At 52.8% G+C, this 23,023-nt stretch carries 22 protein-coding genes and 1 pseudogene; 13 read left to right on the top strand and 10 right to left on the bottom strand.

Features of this window, described 5'->3' with window-relative positions; genetic code table 11:
- Entirely contained in the window at positions 1 to 1,968 is a 1,968-nt protein-coding gene (gene aaeB, locus OGV94_RS05890; RefSeq protein ID WP_043017818.1) for a p-hydroxybenzoic acid efflux pump subunit AaeB, read from the top strand.
- Positions 1,969 to 2,087: 119 nt separating this feature from the next.
- A complete protein-coding gene (locus OGV94_RS05885; protein WP_043017817.1) occupies positions 2,088 to 2,366 on the top strand; it encodes a barstar family protein in 279 nt (92 codons plus the stop codon).
- Between the two features lie 57 nt (positions 2,367 to 2,423).
- On the opposite strand, the gene yhcN is transcribed toward OGV94_RS05885, so the two are convergent.
- Positions 2,424 to 2,690, bottom strand: coding sequence for a peroxide/acid stress response protein YhcN (yhcN, locus tag OGV94_RS05880; RefSeq protein WP_003025165.1), 267 nt, complete (start codon positions 2,688 to 2,690; stop codon positions 2,424 to 2,426).
- A gap of 375 nt (positions 2,691 to 3,065) precedes the next feature.
- Entirely contained in the window at positions 3,066 to 3,536 is a 471-nt protein-coding gene (gene argR, locus OGV94_RS05875; RefSeq protein WP_003025162.1) for a transcriptional regulator ArgR, read from the bottom strand.
- Between the two features lie 436 nt (positions 3,537 to 3,972).
- Between argR and mdh the strand changes: the two genes are divergently transcribed.
- Entirely contained in the window at positions 3,973 to 4,908 is a 936-nt protein-coding gene (gene mdh / locus OGV94_RS05870; RefSeq protein ID WP_003025158.1) for a malate dehydrogenase, read from the top strand.
- 146 nt (positions 4,909 to 5,054) lie between these two features.
- Here the strand turns inward: mdh and degS are convergent, their stop codons facing one another.
- From degS to zapG, 3 genes are all read right to left on the bottom strand, one after another.
- Complete coding sequence (gene degS, locus OGV94_RS05865; protein WP_003025154.1) at positions 5,055 to 6,122, bottom strand: outer membrane-stress sensor serine endopeptidase DegS; 1,068 nt, start codon at positions 6,120 to 6,122, stop codon at positions 5,055 to 5,057.
- Positions 6,123 to 6,211: 89 nt separating this feature from the next.
- Entirely contained in the window at positions 6,212 to 7,579 is a 1,368-nt protein-coding gene (gene degQ / locus OGV94_RS05860) for a serine endoprotease DegQ (RefSeq protein WP_043017816.1), read from the bottom strand.
- Between the two features lie 168 nt (positions 7,580 to 7,747).
- Positions 7,748 to 8,146, bottom strand: coding sequence for a Z-ring associated protein ZapG (gene zapG / locus OGV94_RS05855; protein ID WP_003025147.1), 399 nt, complete (start codon positions 8,144 to 8,146; stop codon positions 7,748 to 7,750).
- 192 nt (positions 8,147 to 8,338) lie between these two features.
- Between zapG and zapE the strand changes: the two genes are divergently transcribed.
- The 5 genes from zapE to sspB all read left to right on the top strand — a co-directional run bounded on the left by zapE (position 8,339) and on the right by sspB (position 11,984).
- Positions 8,339 to 9,466: a cell division protein ZapE gene (zapE, locus tag OGV94_RS05850; protein ID WP_286522813.1), complete on the top strand. Its 1,128-nt coding sequence runs from the start codon at positions 8,339 to 8,341 to the stop codon at positions 9,464 to 9,466.
- Between the two features lie 218 nt (positions 9,467 to 9,684).
- Entirely contained in the window at positions 9,685 to 10,113 is a 429-nt protein-coding gene (rplM, locus tag OGV94_RS05845) for a 50S ribosomal protein L13 (RefSeq protein WP_003025141.1), read from the top strand.
- A gap of 15 nt (positions 10,114 to 10,128) precedes the next feature.
- Positions 10,129 to 10,521, top strand: coding sequence for a 30S ribosomal protein S9 (gene rpsI, locus OGV94_RS05840; RefSeq protein ID WP_003025138.1), 393 nt, complete (start codon positions 10,129 to 10,131; stop codon positions 10,519 to 10,521).
- 315 nt (positions 10,522 to 10,836) lie between these two features.
- Positions 10,837 to 11,475 (top strand): stringent starvation protein SspA, encoded by a 639-nt coding sequence (gene sspA, locus OGV94_RS05835; RefSeq protein WP_003025132.1) that lies wholly within the window; start codon positions 10,837 to 10,839, stop codon positions 11,473 to 11,475.
- A gap of 5 nt (positions 11,476 to 11,480) precedes the next feature.
- The gene (sspB, locus tag OGV94_RS05830) at positions 11,481 to 11,984 is read left to right on the top strand and encodes a ClpXP protease specificity-enhancing factor (protein WP_043017814.1); all 504 of its coding nucleotides are present in this window, start codon (positions 11,481 to 11,483) and stop codon (positions 11,982 to 11,984) included.
- A gap of 43 nt (positions 11,985 to 12,027) precedes the next feature.
- Here the strand turns inward: sspB and dcuC are convergent, their stop codons facing one another.
- Positions 12,028 to 13,395, bottom strand: a complete 1,368-nt coding sequence (gene dcuC, locus OGV94_RS05825; RefSeq protein WP_075145570.1) for an anaerobic C4-dicarboxylate transporter DcuC — start codon at positions 13,393 to 13,395, stop codon at positions 12,028 to 12,030.
- Positions 13,396 to 13,754: 359 nt separating this feature from the next.
- Here dcuC and nanR point away from each other — a divergent pair, with 359 nt between their 5' ends.
- The 5 genes from nanR (at position 13,755) to nanQ (ending at position 18,744) form a co-directional block, all read left to right on the top strand.
- Positions 13,755 to 14,546, top strand: coding sequence for a transcriptional regulator NanR (gene nanR, locus OGV94_RS05820; RefSeq protein WP_075145571.1), 792 nt, complete (start codon positions 13,755 to 13,757; stop codon positions 14,544 to 14,546).
- A 258-nt stretch (positions 14,547 to 14,804) separates the two neighbouring features.
- A complete protein-coding gene (gene nanA / locus OGV94_RS05815) occupies positions 14,805 to 15,698 on the top strand; it encodes an N-acetylneuraminate lyase (protein ID WP_043017811.1) in 894 nt (297 codons plus the stop codon).
- Positions 15,699 to 15,808: 110 nt separating this feature from the next.
- Entirely contained in the window at positions 15,809 to 17,299 is a 1,491-nt protein-coding gene (locus OGV94_RS05810; RefSeq protein ID WP_043017810.1) for an MFS transporter, read from the top strand.
- 105 nt (positions 17,300 to 17,404) lie between these two features.
- Positions 17,405 to 18,274 (top strand): N-acetylmannosamine kinase, encoded by an 870-nt coding sequence (nanK, locus tag OGV94_RS05805; RefSeq protein ID WP_286522809.1) that lies wholly within the window; start codon positions 17,405 to 17,407, stop codon positions 18,272 to 18,274.
- A gap of 2 nt (positions 18,275 to 18,276) precedes the next feature.
- Positions 18,277 to 18,744 carry an N-acetylneuraminate anomerase gene (nanQ, locus tag OGV94_RS05800; protein ID WP_047408316.1) on the top strand — a complete coding sequence of 156 codons (468 nt, stop codon included), beginning with the start codon at positions 18,277 to 18,279 and terminating at the stop codon, positions 18,742 to 18,744.
- 58 nt (positions 18,745 to 18,802) lie between these two features.
- Here nanQ and OGV94_RS05795 read toward each other — a convergent pair whose 3' ends face one another.
- The 4 genes and pseudogenes from OGV94_RS05795 to OGV94_RS05780 form a co-directional block, all read right to left on the bottom strand.
- Entirely contained in the window at positions 18,803 to 20,083 is a 1,281-nt protein-coding gene (locus OGV94_RS05795) for a cytosine deaminase (RefSeq protein ID WP_220771788.1), read from the bottom strand.
- Complete coding sequence (gene codB / locus OGV94_RS05790) at positions 20,073 to 21,323, bottom strand: cytosine permease (RefSeq protein ID WP_100193686.1); 1,251 nt, start codon at positions 21,321 to 21,323, stop codon at positions 20,073 to 20,075. The genes OGV94_RS05795 and codB overlap by 11 nt, the downstream gene beginning before the upstream one ends.
- Positions 21,324 to 21,441: 118 nt before the next feature.
- Positions 21,442 to 21,504: pseudogene (locus OGV94_RS05785) on the bottom strand (hypothetical protein); the annotation flags it as partial.
- Between the two features lie 90 nt (positions 21,505 to 21,594).
- Positions 21,595 to 23,013 (bottom strand): glutamate synthase small subunit, encoded by a 1,419-nt coding sequence (locus OGV94_RS05780; protein WP_003828781.1) that lies wholly within the window; start codon positions 23,011 to 23,013, stop codon positions 21,595 to 21,597.
- Between the last annotated feature and the right edge of the window lie 10 nt (positions 23,014 to 23,023).

The following is a 23,023-nucleotide window of genomic DNA, read 5'->3' as shown; positions in this document are numbered from 1 at the left end:
ATGGGTATTTTCTCCATTGCCAACCAGCATATCCGCTTTGCGGTAAAACTGGCGTGCGCGATTGTACTGGCGCTGTTCGTTGGTTTTCACTTCCAACTTGAGACCCCGCGCTGGGCGGTGCTAACCGCAGCCATTGTGGCGGCGGGCCCGGCTTTTGCCGCCGGCGGAGAACCTTATTCAGGCGCTATCCGCTATCGCGGCATGCTGCGTATTGTCGGGACATTTATTGGCTGTATTGCCGCACTGATCATTATCATCAGCATGATCCGCGCCCCGTTATTGATGATCCTGGTGTGTTGTATCTGGGCCGGGTTTTGTACCTGGATCTCATCGCTAGTGAAGATCGAAAACTCCTACGCATGGGGACTTTCGGGCTATACGGCGCTGATCATCGTCATTACCATCCAGGCTGAACCGCTGCTGACGCCACAATTTGCGCTCGAACGCTGTAGTGAAATTGTGATGGGGATTGTCTGCGCCATTGTGGCCGATCTGCTCTTTTCGCCCCGTTCGGTGAAACAAGAGATTGATGTTGAACTGGACAGTCTGCTGGTGGCGCAGTATCAGCTTATGCAGTTGTGCATAAAGCATGGCGACAGTGAGGAAGTGGACAAAGCCTGGGGCGATTTAGTCAGGCGTACGGCGGCGCTGGAAGGTATGCGCAGTAACCTGAACATGGAGTCCTCACGCTGGGTGCGCGCTAACCGCAGACTGAAAGCATTGAACACGCTGTCGCTCACGCTTATCACGCAGTCCTGCGAAACCTATCTTATTCAGAACACCCGACCGGAACTGATCACTGACACCTTCCGCGAGTTGTTCGATACACCGGTTGAAACGGTGCAGGATGTCCATAAACAGCTGAAGCGGATGCGTCGTGTGATTGCCTGGACCGGCGAGCGCGAAACGCCGGTTACGATATATAGTTGGGCAGGCGCTGCGACGCGCTACCTGCTGCTCAAACGCGGTGTGGTGAGTAATACCAAGATTAGCGCTACGGAAGAAGAGATCCTGCAAGGCGAGCCGGTGGTGAAAGTGGAGTCTGCCGAGCGCCATCATGCAATGGTCAACTTCTGGCGCACCACGCTTTCTTGTGTGCTGGGAACCTTATTCTGGCTGTGGACCGGCTGGACCTCTGGCAGCGGCGCAATGGTGATGATTGCGGTTGTCACCTCGCTGGCAATGCGTTTGCCCAATCCTCGCATGGTGGCGATAGACTTTATTTACGGTACGTTGGCGGCGTTACCGCTTGGGGCGCTCTATTTCCTGGTGATTATCCCCAATACGCAGCAAAGTATGCTGTTACTGTGCCTGAGCCTGGCGGTGCTGGGATTCTTTCTGGGGATTGAGGTACAGAAACGACGACTGGGTTCGATGGGAGCGCTGGCCAGCACCATTAATATCATTGTGCTGGATAACCCGATGACCTTCCACTTTAGCCAGTTCCTTGACAGTGCGTTGGGGCAGATTGTTGGCTGTGTGCTGGCGTTTATTGTCATTATGTTGGTGCGCGATAACTCTCGTGACAGAACGGGGCGTGTGTTGCTCAACCAGTTTGTCTCGGCGGCGGTTTCAGCAATGACCACCAACGTGGTACGTCGTAAAGAAAACCACCTCCCGGCGCTTTATCAGCAGCTGTTTTTACTGATGAACAAATTTCCAGGCGATCTGCCGAAGTTTCGCCTGGCGCTGACAATGATCATCGCACATCAGCGCCTGCGCGATGCGCCGGTACCGGTGAACGAGGATTTATCCGCATTCCACCGTCAGCTTCGCCGTACTGCCGATCGCGTGATTTCCGCAGGAAACGACGACAAGCGCCGACGCTATTTTAGCCAGTTGCTGGAGGAGCTTGATATCTACCAGGAAAAATTAATCATCTGGCAAGCTCCACCGCAGGTGACCGAACCGGTAAAACGGCTCAGTGGGATGCTGCATAAATATCAGCATGCGCTGGTCAGTAATTAAGAGTTGAAAACCGACGCTAAAAGCGTCGGTTTTTTTATGGCTATACTTACCTGAAAATACGAGAGACCCTTGCATATTGGCGGTCTGTAGAGTGGCTGGCGTCGGGATGGTGGCTATAGATGAACATCTATACATTTGATTTTGACGAGATAGAAGACCAGGGTGATTTCTATCGCGAGTTTACGCGCACGTTCGGTCTCGCCCGGGAAAAGGTGGTTGATTTAGATTCTCTGTGGGAGGTGGTTATCGGGGAAGTTTTACCGCTGCCGCTGGAGATTGAATTTGTCCATTTACCGGACAAGCTGCGCAGGCGATACGGCGCGCTGATTTTACTGTTCGATGAAGCGGAAGAAGAGCTGGAAGGACAGCTGCGCTTTAACGTTCGCCACTCAACGTAAGGCATAAAAAAGCCCCCGGCAGGCGGGGGCAAGTCGTCGGACTTAGACGACGAGGGTTTATTTGTAGAGTTCTGCAGTTGCGTGCCAGTGAGCGCCTTCACGGAGTTCGGTGACGCGATAGCTGCTGGCGCCCGCTTTTTCAGCTTTAGCGGCGATGGCCTGACGCATATCCATTGGTGAGCTACCGATCTGAGATACGGAGATGCTGCCCATGGATTGCAGGTTCTGTGCTTCTTGTGAGTTCACCTGAGTAACCGCGGCGCTTGCGCCGAAAGAGAGAACAGAAAGAAGGCTTAAGGTTGCAATAGTAGTTTTGATTTTCATGATATTTACCTCGTCGAATTCTTTTATAGGGGTCTGCGTTTCGTGACCCTCATCACAAAATCAAGTATACACTAATCACGCGATAAATTAATACCACGCTAATTGTTTCCCGGCGTATTAAGTGTTAAGAAAAATATTTTTTATAACCAAATAGAATTAAAAAGAGAGTTATAAACGCCGGTTGTTGAGTAAATGCAATAAAATCATGCAGATATAAAATTTTGCAAAATGTGCGCTTTTGAACATGCACATTCACTACGTGAATGACTTTTGACGGTTAAACGCACCATTTGTTAAATGAATGACAGTGGAAAGTAGAGGAAGGAGGGAGGAATCAGAGGTTTTTCCCCGCCGCGAAGCGACGGGGAGGAGACATTACAGCTCTTGTTCGAACAGTTCCAGAATGGCTTCGTACAAATCTTTTACCGTAAAGCCCTTAGCTGGGGTGGTGAAGATGGTATCGTCACCGGCAATCGTACCCAGAATACCTTCCGCTTTACCCAATGAATCCAGCAGACGTGCGATCAACTGAGCAGCGCCAGGGCTGGTATGAATAACCACGACCGCATCGTTATAGTCGATATCCAGTACCAGATTTTTCAGCGGGCTGGAGGTAGTAGGTACTCCTAACTCTGCCGGCAGGCAGTACACCATTTCCATTTTCGCATTGCGGGTACGCACGGCGCCAAACTTGGTCAGCATGCGAGAAACCTTGGACTGATTGATATTATCAAAGCCCTGATCCTGCAACGCGAGGACGATTTCGCCCTGAGAGCTGAACTTTTCTTCTTTAAGCAGCGCTTTAAACGCCTTTACTAATTCTTCTTGTTTTGCCGAGCTTCGCATAAGTCACCCGTAATATGGCGGTAGAAACAACATTATTGTGCATACAGATGAATTTTTATGCAAACAGTCTGCCTTGTTCAAGGCTGAAATAATGTTATGAAAGAGCGGAATTTTATCAAATTTCGTTATCAAGAAACATGCCTGTGTCACGGCTCGCAAATAAGCTTAAAAGTAAATTAAATGTTATCAAATTGATGTTGTTTTGAGAGGTGGGTAGGGTATATTGTCAGCACCTGTTGGAAAGTTGCTCTACTGTGCGGGTGGTTTTGAATTACGTAACTTAGGTTTTATTTTACGTAAGTTAAATGCATAAAAGCCAAATTTGCGTGACTACGCATTCTTGACGCGTGGTTGTTGTATTCGTTGGATTTGTGAATTAAGGTCGCCGCCGCGGAGCAATAGACACTTTGCTTATCAATATAATAAGGAGTTTAGGATGAAAGTTGCAGTCCTCGGCGCTGCTGGTGGTATCGGTCAGGCGCTAGCATTACTGTTAAAAACCCAACTGCCTTCAGGTTCAGAACTCTCCCTGTACGACATCGCTCCAGTAACGCCTGGTGTGGCCGTTGATTTGAGCCATATCCCTACTGCTGTGAAAATCAAAGGCTTCAGCGGTGAAGACGCTACCCCTGCACTGGAAGGTGCTGATGTGGTACTGATCTCTGCGGGTGTCGCACGTAAACCGGGTATGGATCGTTCCGACCTGTTCAACGTCAACGCGGGTATCGTGAAGAACCTGGTGCAGCAGGTTGCTAAAACCTGTCCGAAAGCGTGTATCGGTATCATCACCAACCCGGTAAACACGACCGTCGCTATCGCTGCAGAAGTGCTGAAAAAAGCAGGCGTATACGATAAGAACAAACTGTTTGGCGTGACCACGCTGGACATCATCCGCTCCAACACCTTTGTTGCGGAACTGAAAGGCAAGCAGCCTGGCGACGTTGAAGTCCCGGTTATTGGCGGCCACTCTGGCGTGACCATTCTGCCGCTGCTGTCACAAATTCCTGGCGTAAGCTTCACCGAGCAAGAAGCCGCTGACCTGACCAAACGTATCCAGAATGCGGGTACTGAAGTTGTGGAAGCTAAAGCTGGTGGCGGATCTGCAACCCTGTCTATGGGTCAGGCTGCAGCTCGTTTCGGCCTGTCACTGGTTCGCGCACTGAGCGGCGAAAAAGGTGTGGTTGAATGTGCTTACGTTGAAGGCGACGGTCAGTATGCTCGCTTCTTCTCTCAGCCGCTGCTGCTGGGCAAAAACGGCGTAGAAGAACGTCAGTCTATCGGCAAGCTGAGCGCGTTTGAACAAGCTGCGCTGGAAGGTATGCTGGATACGCTGAAGAAAGATATCACTCTGGGCGAAGAGTTCGTTAAGTAAGCCGAAGAGAGGCCTGCGTGTATTTGTTGGCCTGAAAGCTGCGCGCCATCAGGCATTACGTGCTAACTCCCTACGATATCGCCTAATAAAAACCGGAGCCAATGTGCTCCGGTTTTTTTATGGTAAGTGGACAGCCAGACGTGACGTTAATTGGTAGCCGGGTATTCCTGAATCGTTACCTGCAGCGTCAGCTGTTTGTCATCACGCATCACGACGACGGAGATAACCGAACCAGGGCGAATCTCTGCCACCTGGTCCATCGTTTCCAGCGCAGATACCGCCGGTTTGTTATTGACCGAGATAATCAGGTCGTTAACCTGAATGCCTGCCTGTGCCGCCGGACCGTCCGGCGCTACTTCGTTAACCACAATCCCCTGAATTTGATCCATTCCGCCACCCTGAGCGTGCAGTGGGGCAATTTCACGACCGCTGATGCCGATGTAGCCGCGAATCACGCGCCCGTCACGAATCAGCTTATCCATGATTTTAGTCGCCAACTGAAACGGAATGGCAAAGCCGATCCCTTCCGGGGTTTCGCCATCGTTGCTCTTATCAAATGACAGCGTGTTAATACCCATTAACTCGCCCAGCGAGTTAACCAACGCGCCGCCAGAGTTACCGTGGTTGATGGAGGCATCGGTTTGCAGGAAGTTTTGCCGCCCAGTCGGGTTCAGGCCAATACGGCCGGTGGCGCTGATAATCCCCTGAGTGATGGTTTGCCCAAGGTTGTACGGGTTACCAATGGCGAGAACCACATCGCCGATGTGCGGCACGCGTTTATTATTAATTGGGATTGTCGGCAGGCCGCCAGTGGCGTTGATTTTCAGCACCGCAAGGTCGGTTAACGTATCAGAACCCACAAGCAGTGCTTCAAATACACGTCCATCCTGCAGTGCGACGATGATTTGGTCGGCATCATTAATGACGTGCTTATTGGTAATGATATAGCCGCGCTGATCCATGATAACGCCTGAGCCGAGCGTGCGGATCTCAAGCTGGTTGTGCGCGGTACTGTTCATACTGCGGTTATAAACGTTCACGACGGCAGGCGCTGCACGGCGAACCGCCGGGTTATAGCTGGCGGGTGTTTCATCTGCACTGTCGAACTGCGGTGCGGTAAGTGTATTTATTTTGCGCAGAGAGGGCATCGCGGCCAGCAGAATAGCGCCGACGATTAAACCAATCGCGACCGAACGTAAAAGCTTCACAAACATGATGGCGGCGTCATTAATAAAGGGAACGGCAGCAGCATATCACGAGTTTACCGGACATCACACGGGGGGCTGATGTCCGGTTGCAGGCGTTAACGCAGGAGCAGGTAGATAGTTTCGTTTCCGCGAACCACCTGCAGAGCAATGATCGACGGTTTCGCTTCCAGCACTTTGCGCATTTCGGCGATCGAGTTTACGCGATCGCGGTTAACGCCAATAATAACGTCATCTTTATGCAAACCGGCCTGCGCGGCTGGACTGCTTTTTTCAACGTTATCAATTTTGATGCCTTTGGTGCCGTCTTTTAGCTGACCATCGCTGAGCGTAGCCCCTTGTAACGCAGGTGCAATCATCTCCGCACTGGCGGACGATGATGTACTGGTATCCAGGGTGACTTCAACCTCCAGCGGTTTACCGTTACGCAGCAGACCCAGTTTGACTTTGGTCCCTGGTTCGGTTGTCGCAATGCGTGAACGCAGTTCGGCGAAGCTGTTGAGCGGCTTGCCGTTGAGACTGGTAATGACGTCGCCGGACTTTACTCCTGCTTTTGCGGAACCGGAGTTAGGCAGAACCTCGCTGACAAACGCGCCGCGCTGCACGTCCAGTTTGAACGCTTTGGCGATGTCGGAGGTCATTTCGGTACCTTTAATGCCCAACAGGCCACGTTTAATTTCACCAAACTGCATCAGCTGCTGCGCCAGCGTGCGCGCCATGTTGCTCGGGATTGCAAAGCCAATGCCGATACTGCCGCCGCCCGGGGCCAGAATCGCGGTGTTAATTCCAATCAGCTCACCGTTGAGGTTAAGCAGCGCGCCGCCGGAGTTGCCCCGGTTGATGGAGGCGTCGGTCTGAATAAAGTTCTCCAGACCTTCCAGGTTCAACCCGCTGCGACCCAACGCCGATACGATGCCGGAGGTGGCTGTTTGCCCCAAACCAAACGGGTTACCCACGGCCACCGCGAAATCACCCACGCGGAGTTTGTCGGAGTCGGCAATAGCAATTTGTGTCAGGTTGCTGGGATGTTGAATTTGCAGCAGAGCGATATCGCTCTGATCGTCGCTGCCGATAAGCTTAGCGTCGAACTCACGGCCATCATTAAGCTGAACGCTGATTTTTTGCGCCTGGTTAATGACGTGGTTATTGGTCAGGACGTAGCCTTTGGCAGCATCAATAATGACCCCTGAACCCAGCCCTTCAAAAGGTTGAGAAGGTTGATCGGGAAGTTCATCACCAAAAAACTTTTTGAACTCTTCCGGGACTTTCTGTCCCTGAGTGGCGGTGCCTTCGACCCTTACGCTCACCACGGCAGGTAACACTTTCTCCAGCATCGGGGCGAGGCTGGGAAGCGCAGCCTGACCGGGAACCTGGCCGGGAATTGACGCTGCGGCCGGGAATGGCGCCGAGAGAGTTAACCCGACACTTAACGCTAATGCACTCAACAGCTGGGTTTGTTTTTTCATGGATCCTGCTCTCGTACCTTGAGTAAACGGAAGATGATTCAAAACAGTTTGATGTTATTGAATTTTCGGTTTGGTCACAATGAGGTTAACGACTAAATAATAGCTGGGACGGGAAGAGAAGCGGAGGGCGCAATTGCTGCGCCCAATAAATTTCTTAACGATGTGCGGTTAGTCGCGCTTTGCGCCGCTACGCAGCAGGCCTGATGCCCCTTCAGAATAGTCACGCGGCATCTGAACCGGCGCCTGATCGTTGCCTGCTTCGGACTCTGCCAGACGATTACGGAACGGGTTGTTTTCTGGCGACATACCCGGCAGCAGGTTGCTGGAGCTTTTCGCCATATGCTGGTAGATCTGACGATAATCGTCCGCCATGTTATCCAGCAATTCAGCGCTGCGGGCAAAGTGGCTCACCAGCTCTTCGCGGTACTCTTCCAGCTCAGCTTTATTTTTTTCCAGTTCGTACTGCAATGCCTGCTGTTGGCGTAATTTACGATTACCAAAACGCATGGCTACAGCACCAATAATGATACCGACGACTAACCCAATTAGCGCATATTCCCAGGTCATGAACATCTCCCGTTGTCTTGTGTTTCCGTAGGGTGTTGGCTTTAGGCTCCATGCCCGCGCCTGATTATGCCACTATAACCGCTAATCCCGTAGAAGTGGAATCCCGTGTTTATATCACGTAATGTAGAACGGCCTTTTTTTCGTCAACCGTGAGCGACGGCACATCGATTCTCAAGGAATAACAATAACATCATGCAAAGCCTTTCCCCGACATCGCGTTACCAGCAAGCACTCAAAGACGGCAGTCATCAACCCGACAATGTACAACTAGAAGCCGTGAATCGACTGGAAACAATTTTCCAGGCGCTTACGACGCCGACACGTCCTGCACCGCAGGAGAGCGGACTGATGGCGCGTTTTGGCAAATTGCTGGGCAAGCGTGAGTCACCGACCAACGCGCCGGTGCGTGGTTTGTATATGTGGGGCGGGGTTGGGCGCGGAAAAACCTGGCTGATGGATCTGTTCTACCATAGCCTGCCGGGCAAACGTAAACAGCGTTTGCACTTCCACCGTTTTATGCTGCGCGTCCATGAAGAGCTTACTGCCTTACAGGGGCAGAGCGATCCGTTGGAAATCATTGCCGACCGTTTTAAGGCCGAAACCGACGTGCTGTGCTTTGACGAATTTTTTGTTTCCGATATCACCGATGCCATGCTGCTCGGCGGCTTGATGAAAGCGCTCTTTGCCCGTGGTATTACGCTGGTGGCGACCTCCAATATTCCGCCAGATGATCTGTATCGTAACGGTTTGCAACGCACGCGCTTTCTTCCTGCCATTGATGCCATCAAACAGCATTGCGACATCATGAATGTTGATGCTGGGGTCGATTATCGTCTGCGCACCTTAACGCAGGCGCATTTGTGGCTGTCGCCACTGAATGAGGAAACCCGCCAGCAGATGGATAAACTCTGGCTGGCATTAGCGGGAACCAAAGGTGAACATGCGCCGATGCTGGAGATCAATCATCGTCCGATGCAGACGCTGGCCGTCGAAAACCAAACGCTGGCGGTGTCGTTTACCACGCTCTGTGTCGATGCGCGTAGCCAACATGACTACATTGCGCTGTCGCGTCTGTTTCACACGGTGCTGTTGTTTGATGTGCCGGTCATGACCTCGCTGATGGAAAGCGAAGCGCGGCGTTTTATCGCGCTGGTGGATGAGTTCTATGAACGCCATGTCAAGCTGGTGATCAGTGCGGCATCACCACTCTATGAAATTTATCAGGGCGAGCGTCTGAAGTTTGAATTTCAGCGCTGTTTGTCGCGTTTGCAGGAGATGCAAAGCGAAGAGTATCTGAAGCGGGAACATTTAGCCGGTTAAACCTGCCGCAAATCACATAAAGGGGTCGATCTTTGACCCTGACTTCTCTATAATCTTGCGACCCCACGTTACGAGAGAGTTTTTTTCCCAAAACTTTCTATGCGCCGGCATAGGCTATTCGAAGGGGTAGGTTTGCTGGACAATGTCGTGTGAACCTCAACTGACAAAACGTTTGGGTGTTCACCAACGTGTAACTTATTTATTTGGGTAAGCTTTTAATGAAAACTTTTACAGCTAAACCAGAAACCGTAAAACGCGACTGGTATGTTGTTGACGCGACCGGTAAAACTCTGGGCCGTCTGGCTTCCGAACTGGCTCTGCGCCTGCGCGGTAAGCACAAAGCGGAATACACTCCGCACGTAGATACCGGTGATTACATCATCGTTCTGAACGCTGACAAAGTTGCTGTAACCGGCAACAAGCGTACTGACAAAGTGTACTATCACCACACCGGTCACATCGGTGGTATCAAACAAGCGACCTTTGAAGAGATGATTGCTCGCCGTCCTGAGCGTGTGCTTGAAATCGCGGTTAAAGGCATGCTGCCAAAAGGCCCGCTGGGTCGTGCTATGTTCCGTAAACTGAAAGTTTACGCTGGCAACGAGCACAACCACGCGGCACAGCAACCGCAAGTTCTTGACATCTAATCGGGATTATAGGCAATGGCTGAAAATCAATACTACGGCACTGGTCGCCGCAAAAGTTCCGCAGCTCGCGTTTTCATCAAACCGGGCAGTGGTAAAATCGTAATCAACCAACGTTCTCTGGAACAGTACTTCGGTCGTGAAACTGCCCGCATGGTAGTTCGTCAGCCGCTGGAACTGGTCGACATGGTTGAGAAACTGGATCTGTACATCACTGTTAAAGGTGGTGGTATCTCTGGTCAGGCTGGTGCGATCCGTCACGGTATCACCCGCGCTCTGATGGAGTACGACGAATCCCTGCGTGGCGAACTGCGTAAAGCTGGCTTCGTTACTCGTGATGCTCGTCAGGTTGAACGTAAGAAAGTCGGTCTGCGTAAAGCACGTCGTCGTCCTCAGTTCTCCAAACGTTAATTGTACTCTGCTTCGGCAGACAACAATTTGCGAAAAAACCCGCTTCGGCGGGTTTTTTTATCGTTTTTCTTCCCGTAGATCCACGGTAATCCGCTGATTGCCACCTCTTTTTCCCCATTTCAAGAATCGACTCACCACAAAGGTCACAAAATCTGGTAAACTATCATCCAATTTTCTGCCCAAATGTCCGGTATCGTTCATTTTTTGTTTGTATTTTGAACAGTAATGGCTTTTCCGAATCTGGGTGACATCACTTCTGGCTGGCCACTGAGTGGCTGGTAGCAGTAAAAATTCTGAATATACCTGGAGGTTTTCATGGCTGTCGCTGCCAACAAACGTTCGGTAATGACGCTGTTTTCTGGTCCTACTGACATCTATAGCCATCAGGTCCGCATTGTGCTGGCTGAGAAAGGTGTTAGTTTCGAGATTGAGCATGTGGAGAAGGACAATCCACCTCAGGATCTGATCGACCTCAACCCGAATCAGAGCGTACCGACACTGGTGGATCGTGAGCTGACCCTGTGGGAATCTCGCATCATTATGGAATACCTGGATGAGCGCTTCCCGCATCCGCCGCTGATGCCGGTTTACCCGGTTGCGCGTGGTGAAAGCCGCCTGTACATGCAGCGTATTGAAAAAGACTGGTACACGCTGATGAACGTCATCGTGAACGGTTCTGCTTCTGAAGCCGAAGTCGCGCGTAAGCGTCTGCGCGAAGAACTGCTGGCAATTGCGCCAGTATTTGGCCAGAAACCTTACTTCCTGAGCGATGAGTTCAGCCTGGTAGACTGCTACCTGGCGCCGCTGCTGTGGCGTTTACCGCAGTTGGGTATTGAATTCAACGGTGCAGGTTCGAAAGAACTGAAAGGGTACATGACTCGCGTCTTTGAGCGTGACTCTTTCCTGGCTTCTCTGACTGAGCCTGAACGTGAAATGCGTCTGGGCCGGGGTTAACCTGTATGGATTTGCCACAGCTAACACCACGCCGTCCGTATCTGCTGCGCGCATTCTATGAGTGGTTATTAGACAACCAGCTCACGCCGCATCTGGTGGTGGATGTGACGCTTCAGGACGTGCAGGTTCCGATGGAATATGCGCGTGACGGGCAAATTGTTCTGAACATTGCACCGCGTGCGGTGGGTAACCTGGAGCTGGCTAACGATGAAGTGCGTTTTAACGCGCGCTTCGGTGGTGTGCCGCGTCAGGTTTCTGTACCGCTGGCGGCAGTTCTGGCAATTTATGCTCGTGAAAATGGCGCCGGTACTATGTTCGAACCGGAAGCCGCCTACGACGAAGATGTCGCCAGCTTAAATGATGACGACAACGACGCGCCTGGTTTTGAGAGTGAACCGGTTATGTCGGTTATTGATGGCGATAAGCCTGATAATGGCGACGACAACGATCCGGATGACACGCCGCCGCCGCCTCGCGGTGGGCGCCCAGCGCTACGCGTAGTGAAATAAAAAACAGGCCCTTTGGGGCCTGTTCTGTTTTCTGGCTTCGGGGTCAGTAAAACAGTGCGATGGTGGCTATCATATTCACCACAAATCCCACCGCCATCGGGATAGCCGTACGTTTTACCACCTCAAAGGGCGATACGCCGGCAATACCCGATGTCACTACAATTACCGCAGTAATGGGGGACACCGCCCGGGCCAGCGTAGTAGCAAAATGCATCGGCATAATCATCACTACCGCAGGAATATGTAGTCCGGCGGCTATATCCGGAATCAGGCTGGCAAAAGACATAAACGGCGCGTTGCCTGACCCCATAACGATCGCACAAGCGGCAATAACCACGGCCATGATGATCATCACGCCGATGCCGCCGAGACCGGAATGCTCTGCGCCCTTTATTACGGCGTCGACAGTCCCGATAGTCGTCAACCCTTTCGCAAAGATCTCACCGGCGACCACCAGCGTGACAACGTTGGCAAACTGCGTCCCCATGCCGTCAAAAAAAGCCTGCACATCATCCATCGTTTCGCGCAGATTATGTTTATGCAGGAATTCTACAAACATGGTCAGCGTCATGCTCATCAGCATCACCACCACCAGATTCAGCTCTGCTTTCATTAGCCCCATATGTGCAAGGGCAAGCGATCCCAGCATCAGAAGCAACGGCATAACGGGGAGAATGGCGTAATAGAGTGGAGGTACGTTTTCCAGCGTCTTTTGTTCAGCGAATCCGTTGCTTTCCGGGAATGCTTTTTTATCGAACTGCCGCTGAACGAAAAAATGCGCAATAGCGACGGCAACGATCACGCACGATGCGACGGGTAACTGATACTGAAAGAAGTAGGTAGCGATTTTCATGCCTGCGACCTGCGCGGCAAAAATTGAGTTGGTTTCCAGGATGCCCCACTCAATTGACATCGAGGTGGCAATGACCGCCACCGCGGATAAACGACTAACGCCAAGACTGACCAGCGTCGGGAACAGCGTCACCATCAGCAGCATGCCTAAACCGGAAGCGCTGGTAATGAACTGAGCCATGATCTGACCAATCACATAGGTGGCAGCAAGAACAACATAAGGTGAGCGGATTAGCTTTAATGGGCGGCTTAACAGGCTAACCATCGCTCTGCTGGCTCCCATCTTGTCCATATAACGGGCATAACCGCCGACCGCCATGATTGATAACCCCAGTCCGGCCGCCCGGGTGGAAAGCATCCGCAGAATTTCGTTGTAAATATCGACCAGCAGATAGCCGCTGCTCTTGTCGTCAGCAACCAGCGCGCCGTAGCCCAGCCAGACGCCGCAGATCATCAGGAAGATCCCGGCGGCGGCCAGCACGACCTGCGGCTTGTAGTTTTTGAGGATCAGGTAACCCATCGTTAATAAAACGATGACAGAGATAATGATGCCGAACATTGTTTCACTCCATGCCAGAGAAGAAGATAAATCCGGTAATAATGCTGTTGTCAAAACGGATGTTATATTTTTTCGGGTGCTTTTTATGGAGTGAATATCTTATTTTTAATTCGATGTTTAAATTATTTATCGTTATAAAATAGATGGTTATGATAATTTATCACGTTCATATTCATAAATTTCATGAAGCGAATATGATGCTGTTTAATTAAAGAAAAGTGTAATGCTTAAACATAATAAAATATCCTGAAGATAGATATTACCAATAAGTCGCCCAGCCCGATTGACCATCATTTCACCCTGCTTTCGATCCTGTGTTAGGATAAACCTGCTGTTGTTTGTCACCACGACTTAGCTGAATGGACCCTATGAACGCATTTGATTCGCAAGCTGAAGACTCTCCATCCACCATTGGCCGTAGCTTACGCAATCGCCCGCTGGCGCGTAAAAAACTGTCTGAGATGGTTGAAGAAGAACTGGAGCAGATGATTCGTCGTCGGGAATTTGGCGAGGGCGAACAGTTGCCGTCTGAGCGGGAGCTGATGGCCTTCTTTAACGTGGGCCGTCCTTCTGTACGAGAAGCGCTGGCAGCGTTAAAACGCAAAGGTCTGGTACAAATCAACAACGGCGAGCGCGCCCGCGTTTCGCGTCCTTCGGCTGATACTATTATCAGCGAGCTGTCCGGTATGGCGAAAGATTTCCTCGCGCATCCCGGCGGCATTGCCCACTTCGAACAGTTGCGACTGTTCTTTGAATCAAGCCTGGTCCGATACGCCGCCGAACATGCGACGGACGAGCAAATCGACAGACTGGCGAAAGCGCTGGAGATCAACAGCCAGTCGCTCGATGACAATGCGTTGTTCATTCGCTCGGATGTTGATTTTCACCGTGTGCTGGCGGAGATCCCGGGCAACCCCATCTTTATGGCCATCCATGTTGCGCTGTTAGACTGGCTGATTGCAGCTCGTCCGGCCGTCGCCGATCAAGAGTTGTATGAGCACAATAACGTGAGTTATCAGCAGCATATAGCTATTGTCGACGCAATTCGCCAGCGCGATCCTGAAGAAGCGGACCGCGCACTGCAAGAACACCTCAACAGCGTTTCCGCGACCTGGCACGCCTTCAGCAAAAGTAAAAAATTGCGTAAGTGATCGCGATCCTGACGATCGTTTAAACACAAAATCATTCAAGTTGCATCAAGGCGGCAAGAGAGCGAGCCCCCTGGAGCATAGGTAACTATGTGACAGGAGTGAGCGAACGCAGCTACGCAGAGGCGGCTTGAAGAATGAAGTGTTTAGTGAAGTAGATCGCACTATAAGCGTTCTGTATTGTATTGCTGCTTATTTGATCTGGTATAACAGGTATAAAGGTATGCAGTCAGATAACACTAATCATCGTCAGAGGTCGTTATGGCAAGAGATTTAAAAGGCGTAATGCCAGCATTGTTAACCCCATTCGATAATCAACAGCGACTGGACATCGAGAGTCTGCGCCGCCTGGTTCGTTTCAACATTGGTCAAGGTGTAGATGGGCTCTATGTCGGTGGCTCAACGGGTGAGGCCTTTGTCCAAAACCGCGTTGAAAGAGAGCAGGTACTGGAAATTGTTGCCGAAGAAGCGAAAGGCAAGGTGACGCTTATCGCCCACGTTGGCACGGTAAGCACCGAAGAGAGCCAACAGCTGGCGAGCGCCGCGCATCGCTACGGCTTTGATGCGGTTTCGGCCGTCACGCCGTTTTACTATCCGTTCAGCTTTGAAGAGCATTGCGATCACTATCGCGCGATTATTGATTCCGCTGATGGTTTACCGATGGTGGTCTATAACATTCCGGCGCTGAGCGGTGTGAAATTGACGCTGGAGCAGATCAACACGCTGGTGACGTTGCCGGGCGTTGGTGCGCTGAAGCAAACTTCAGGCGATCTCTATCAGATGGAACAGATCCGCCGCGCTCACCCCGATCTGGTGCTTTATAACGGCTATGACGAGATCTTCGCTTCTGGTCTGCTTGCGGGGGCAGATGGCGGTATCGGTAGCACTTACAACATCATGGGATGGCGTTATCAGGGAATTGTGAAAGCGCTCAAAGAAGGCGACATCCGGACGGCGCAAAAGCTGCAAACCGAGTGCAATAAAGTTATCGATCTGCTTATTAAGGTTGGCGTGTTCCGCGGCCTGAAAACGGTACTGCACTATATGGATGTGGTTTCTGTCCCACTGTGCCGTAAACCATTTGCCCCGGTAGATGAACAATATCTGCCGGAACTGAAAGCGCTGGCAAACCAACTGCTGGCGGAAAAGGCGTAATCGCGGGTCGCCGGGGGCGCTTCGCTTGCCCGGCCTGGATTTTTCGACTTTAGGCCGGATAGGGCAAAGCCGCCGTCCGGCACAACAACAAAAATCGTCGGGAGAGTAAAATGAGTACTTCTACCCAGAGCATCCCGTGGTATCGCCATCTCAATCGGGCGCAATGGCGGGCATTTTCCGCCGCCTGGCTGGGATATTTACTTGATGGTTTTGATTTTGTATTAATCGCCCTTGTGCTAACTGAAGTACAAGGTGAATTCGGACTGACGACGGTGCAGGCTGCCAGCCTGATCTCGGCCGCCTTTATCTCCCGTTGGTTTGGCGGATTAATGCTGGGGGCCATGGGCGATCGTTACGGACGCCGCCTGGCGATGGTCACCAGCATCATTCTGTTCTCCGTGGGGACGCTGGCCTGCGGCTTCGCGCCGGGCTACACCACCATGTTTATCGCCCGCCTGGTTATCGGTATGGGAATGGCGGGTGAGTACGGCTCCAGCGCAACCTATGTTATTGAAAGCTGGCCAAAACACCTGCGAAACAAAGCCAGCGGCTTCCTGATTTCCGGCTTCTCCGTTGGCGCAGTTATCGCCGCCCAGGTTTACAGCCTGGTGGTCCCGATCTGGGGGTGGCGCGCGCTGTTCTTCATCGGCATTTTGCCCATTATCTTCGCCCTCTGGCTGCGTAAAAATATTCCGGAAGCGGAAGACTGGAAAGAGAAACACGAAGGCAAAGCGCCGGTACGCACGATGGTGGACATTCTCTACCGGGGTGAGCATCGGGTAATTAATATTCTGATGACGCTCGCCGCCGCAACCGCGCTGTGGTTCTGCTTTGCTGGCAACCTGCAAAATGCGGCTATCGTGGCGGTTCTTGGACTGATCTGCGCGTTTATCTTCATTAGCTTTATGGTGCAAAGCAGCGGGAAACGCTGGCCGACGGGCGTCATGCTGATGGTGGTCGTGCTATTCGCCTTCTTGTACTCGTGGCCGATTCAGGCGCTGCTGCCTACATATTTGAAAACCGAACTCATGTATGACCCCTCAACGGTTGCCAGAGTGCTCTTCTTTAGCGGCTTTGGCGCGGCGGTCGGTTGTTGCGTCGGTGGTTTTCTTGGTGACTGGCTGGGCACGCGTAAAGCTTATGTCTGCAGTCTACTGGCTTCGCAACTGCTGATTATTCCAGTGTTCGCGATTGGCGGCTCAAACGTCTGGGTACTGGGTTTATTGTTGTTTTTCCAGCAAATGCTTGGTCAAGGGATCTCCGGGATCTTACCAAAACTGATCGGTGGCTATTTCGATACCGACCAGCGTGCGGCGGGCCTGGGCTTCACCTACAACGTGGGCGCACTGGGCGGGGCACTGGCGCCGATCATCGGCGCGCTGATTGCCCAACGTCTGGATCTCGGAACCGCGCTGGGATCGCTCTCTTTCGGTCTGACATTTGTGGTGATCCTGCTGATTGGTCTCGATATGCCGTCCCGCGTACAGCGCTGGCTGCGCCCTGAAGCGTTGCGTACGCATGATGCCATTGATGGTCGACCGTTTAGCGGGGCCGTGCCGTTCGGCGGTGACAAAAGCACCATGGTGAAATCCAAAAGTTAATCGGGTTGCCCGGCGCTAAACCGGGCAATGACGTAAGGGAAGAACGATGTCGCTATTTGAGCAACAGGATAAAAAGATTATCACCGCGATGCAGAAGGCTGTGTCATGACCACGCTGGCGATTGATATCGGCGGCACCAAACTGGCTGCCGCGCTGATAGACAGTAATCTGCAAATCCGCGAGCGGCGTGAATTGCCAACGCCTGCCAGCAAAACGCCGGATGTACTGCGCGCCGCGTTATATGCTCTGATTGCGCCGTTACAGGGGCAGGCAACGCGGGTGGCGATCGCTTCGACGGGGATTATCCGCGAAGGTTCTCTACTGGCGCTGAATCCGTACAATCTCGGCGGGCTACTGCATTTTCCTTTGGTACAAACGCTAAAAGATCTTACCGCGTTGCCGACGCTGGCAGTCAATGATGCCCAGGCAGCGGCATGGGCTGAGTATCATGCGCTTGGCGGCGAGTACCGTGATATGGTGTTTATTACCGTTTCCACCGGCGTGGGCGGTGGGGTGGTCAGCGAAGGAAAACTGCTGACCGGCAGCGGCGGTCTGGCCGGGCATCTGGGACATACGCTGGCTGATCCGCATGGGCCTGTTTGCGGCTGCGGGCGTGTGGGCTGCGTTGAGGCGATCGCTTCCGGACGTGGAATAGCGGCGGCAGCCGAAGGCGCGCTTGCTGGATGCGACGCCAAAACCATTTTTAGCCGCGCCGGGCAGGGGGATGAGCAAGCAAGCCGGTTGATCCATCGTTCAGCGCGGACCCTGGCAAGGCTTGTCGCCGATGTTAAGGCCACGACCGATTGCCAGATCGTGGTGATTGGCGGCAGCGTTGGGTTGGCTGAAGGGTATCTGGCGCTGGTGGAACATTATCTGGCACAAGAGCCTTTGGCCTATCACGTGGAATTACTGGCGGCGCATTACCGTCATGACGCTGGATTACTGGGGGCCGCGCTGTTGGCCCAGGGAGATTGATTATGATGTCAGATGAGTTGCGTTCACTGCCTTCTGCCGGATTACATCCGGTCTTGCAGCAGGCATTAACGCTTGCCGTTGCGGCGAATCCGCAGGAGAAGACGCCTGGGCGCTACGAGTTGCAGGGCGATAATATTTTTATGAATGTCATGCAATTTGCAACGCAGAGCCCAGAGCACAAGAAAGCGGAGCTGCATCAGCAGTACATTGACATTCAGGTGCTGCTATCCGGCGAAGAACGTATTCTGTTTGGGATGGCCGATTCTGCTCGTCAGTGCGAAGAGATGCACGTTGAGGATGATTATCAGCTGTGCAGCCAGATTGCCGATGAGCAGGCTATGGTACTGAAGCCGGGAAGATTTGTGATTTTTATGCCGGGCGAGCCGCATAAACCGGGTTGCGTGGCGCAGGCCCCGATGGATATCAAAAAGGTGGTGATCAAGGTGCGCGCCAGCTTATTACAAGCCTGACGATGAGAGACCGTGTCGGATGGCAAGGCTTGCGCCATCCGACATGGAATATAACGACCTAGCGTTTAAACGTCACCGCTTCTGGCTGGGTCAGATGCAGCGTAGTCCGAGCTGGCACAGTCTCGGCAATGACTCGCCCGTGACGAATGGAATAACGGGCAGGCGTCTGGCGACGAACTGCATCAAATCCATTCTCTGCCGGTAAAATCACCAGATTCGCGGAATTCCCCACGTTCAGACCGTAGTCCTGCAGGTGCAGGGTTTTCGCGCTGTGGGTGGTGACCAGGTTCAGCCCATCGTTAATCTGCCCGTACCCCATCAACTGGCACACGTGTAACCCCATATGCAGCACCTGCAGCATATTCGCGGTACCCAGCGGATACCACGGGTCGAAGACGTCATCATGACCGAAGCAGACGTTGATCTCCGCCTCCAGCATCTCTTTGACGCGCGTTACGCCGCGGCGTTTAGGATATGTGTCAAAGCGCCCTTGCAGGTGAATATTCACCAGTGGATTGGCGACAAAGTTAATGCCGGACATTTTCAACAGGCGGAAAAGACGGGAAGCATACGCGCCGTTATAGGAGTGCATTGCCGTGGTATGGCTGGCGGTCACGCGTTCGCCCATATTGTAGCGATGCGCCAGCGCCGCGACGGTTTCAACAAAGCGTGATTGCTCATCGTCAATTTCGTCGCAGTGCACGTCGATAAGCCTGTCGTATTTTTGCGCGAGGGCGAAAATTTTGTGCAGCGACTCCACGCCATATTCACGCGTGAATTCGAAGTGGGGGATCGCGCCAATGACATCGGCACCCAGACGCACGGCTTCCTCTAATAACGCCTCACCGTTGGGGTAAGAAAGAATACCCTCTTGCGGGAACGCCACAATCTGCAGTTCTACCCACGGAGCGACTTCTTGCTTCACCTCCAGCATGGCTTTTAGCGCCGTCAACGTAGGGTCGGAAACGTCAACGTGAGTACGGACATACTGAATGCCGTTGGCCATTTGCCACTTCAGGGTCTGCATGGCGCGCGCTTTGACGTCTTCGTGAGTGAGCATTGCCTTACGTTCGGCCCAGCGCTCAATGCCCTCAAACAATGTACCAGACTGGTTCCAGCTCGGCTCCCCCGCGGTTTGCGTGGTGTCGAGATGGATATGTGGCTCAACAAACGGGGGAATTGCCAGACCACCTTCGGCATCAAGCACTTCACCCTGTGGCAACGTAGCTGCGTCCTGAGGCTCAATCCGGCTGAAGCGCCCGTCTTCAATCGTGAGCTGCCACAATCCTTCGCGTCCCTGTAAACGCGCCTGACGAATGGTGATGTTATTATTCTGCATGGCTGACCTCTGGTGATTTAACAAGGCTGCGATTGAAAAGGGGATTCAGCAGGATATAGCTGAATACGCCGCCGAGTACGGCGTTGACGGGCACGATGCCGGGGATATAGTGGCCGGCGGCAATGCCCAGTGCAACGGACAGGATAGCTATCCAGTTTACGGAAATAAATTGCGCTTTGCGGAAGTCGGCATACCGGCGATGGTTCAGCAGATAGTCGGCGATAATCACCCCGCCAATTGGGGGAATTGCTGCCGACAGAAATGTCAGCCAGCCGACAAAGTTATTGTAAAGCCACAGCGCGCACAGTGTGCCGATAATTCCGTTAGCCACTGACAGCGTACGGCTGGAAAGGCCGGTAATATTGGCAAATCCAAGGCCTGAGGCGTATAGCGCATTGTCGTTGGTGGTCCAGATATTCAGGCCAAGCACCACAATTGCGGGCAGCAGCAGTCCCTGGGCAATCATCACGTCAGAGATATCTGCCTGTCCAACAGCGGCGGCACCCGCTGCGCCGAAAATAAACATCAGCGAATTGCCAAGGAAAAACGCCACCATGGCAATCAGCACCGCGCCTTTGGCGTTGCGGCCAAAGCGAACAAAGTCGGCAGTTAACGTCCCAGCGCTGACAAACGAGCCGACCACCAGCGCCAGCGCGGTGGAGAAATTAAGCGGCGTCTGCGGCACTATCGCTTTTAAATGATCTAAACCGCCTACATCGCTCACCGCCAGCCAGACGGAGTAGCTGCCAAGAATGACGATGGCAGGTACGGCGATGATAGATAAAACGGTCAGGGCCGAAATACCAAAAAAGATGGTCAGGGTCATCAACAGACCGGAAACCGCAATCAGGATATTGACGTCAAGCCCCGTCGCTTTGCCGACCGGGATAGCAAACATGGCTACACCCACGCCAAACCAACCTACCTGTGTGCCGCCTAACAGCAGTGAAGGAAGCCATGAACCTTTCAAACCAAATGAGTAACGCGCCAGAAGGTGGGTTGAGAGACCTGTTTTTGCGCCGATAAAGCCGAGAAATGCAGTGTAAATACCGAGGAGAAGATTACCGAAGAGAACTGCCAGGAAGAAATCATTATAAGAAAGACCGGTACCGAGTGTGCCACCGGTCCACATACTGGCGGAAAAAAATGTGAGCCCCAACATGACAAATGTTAGTGGAATCACGCCTTTCCGCGCCGCCAGAGGGACGGGGCCCTGGCTATAATTGTTGTCCTGCGACACAACGCCTCCATGAATTTTGCCCAAAAAATCCGCCGCATAATATACAGTTCTCAGAATAAAGCAAACGTTTCCGTGTGATGTTTTCTTGATAATTATTTGTGGGGTTAATGGTTCGCTGGTTTTTCTCCGTCGTCAGTGAACCACCGCGTGCGAGTTGAGTTTCCAGCATGGTTTGCGAGCGGTTTTCGAAGAATGATTCCGCATGTATTTTGCGGAGAAATATTGGCTCCCCATCCATCAGCGTCAGGCTGTGGCAGGGGAGCCAGAAGTATTACACTTCCAGGTAGTTCAGGATACCGTCCGCCGCTTTTCGACCTTCGGCAATCGCGGTAACTACCAGATCCGAACCACGCACGATGTCGCCACCGGCGAAGATTTTCGGGTTGCTGGTCTGGAAGGCGTTATCGCTGCGTTCCGGCGCAATAATACGACCCTGAGAATCCAGTTCGACGCTGTGCTCTTTCAGCCACTCCATACTGTGCGGGCGGAAGCCGAACGCCAGTAGCACCGCATCAGCCGGAACAACGTGCTCGGAACCGGCGACGATCTCCGCGCGGCGACGGCCCTTCGCATCCGGTTCGCCCATTTCGGTACGCGCCATTTTCACGCCGCATACTTTACCGTTGGCATTCACTTCCACGCCTAACGGCTGGACGTTGAACTGGAACTCTACACCTTCTTCGCGCGCGTTTTTCACTTCGCGCTTAGAACCCGGCATGTTTTCTTCGTCACGACGATAGGCGCAGATGACGTGTGCTGCGTTCTGGCGAACCGAGGTCCGCACGCAGTCCATCGCGGTATCGCCACCGCCGAGAACGACGACGCGTTTGCCTTCCATGCTGATGTACGGCTCATCGCTGCTTTCGCCAAAGCCCATCAACTGTTTAGTATTGGCGATCAGGAACGGCAGGGCATCAAATACGCCGGAAGCGTCTTCGTTTTCCAGCCCACCACGCATCGACTGATAGGTACCTACGCCAAGGAACACGGCGTCGTAATCCTTCAGCAGGGAGTCGAGCTGCACATCGCGGCCCACTTCCACATTCAGTTTGAACTCGATGCCCATGTCGGTGAAGATTTCACGACGACGGGTCATGACCTCTTTTTCCAGCTTGAAGGCCGGGATACCGAAGGTCAGCAGGCCGCCGATTTCCGGGTGACGGTCAAATACCACCGCCTTCACGCCGTTGCGGGTCAACACGTCGGCACAGGCCAGACCCGCCGGACCCGCACCGATGATCGCTACGCGCTTGTCAGTCTGGCGCACGCCGGTCATATCCGGACGCCAGCCCATTTCGAACGCTTTATCGTTGATATAGCGCTCGATGTTGCCGATGGTCACTGCGCCGAACTCATCGTTCAGCGTACAGGATCCTTCGCACAGTCTGTCCTGTGGGCACACACGACCACAGACTTCCGGCAGGGTGTTGGTCTGGTGCGACAGTTCTGCCGCTTCAAAGATACGTCCCTCATTTGCCAGCTTCAGCCAGTTCGGGATGTAGTTATGCACCGGGCATTTCCACTCGCAGTACGGGTTGCCGCAAGACAGGCAGCGGTCTGCCTGTGCTTTGGCCTGACCTTCAGAAAAAGGCTCGTAGATCTCGATAAATTCGATCTTACGGATCTTCAGCGGCTTCTTCGGCGGATCAACACGCTGCAGGTCGATAAATTGGTATACGTTCTGACTCATTGCTGCTACC

Origin of the sequence: Citrobacter sp. Ce006, assembly GCF_030336535.1 — a bacterium.
Lineage (GTDB): Bacteria > Pseudomonadota > Gammaproteobacteria > Enterobacterales > Enterobacteriaceae > Citrobacter > Citrobacter europaeus.
This window is presented reverse-complemented; position numbering and strand designations above follow the sequence as displayed.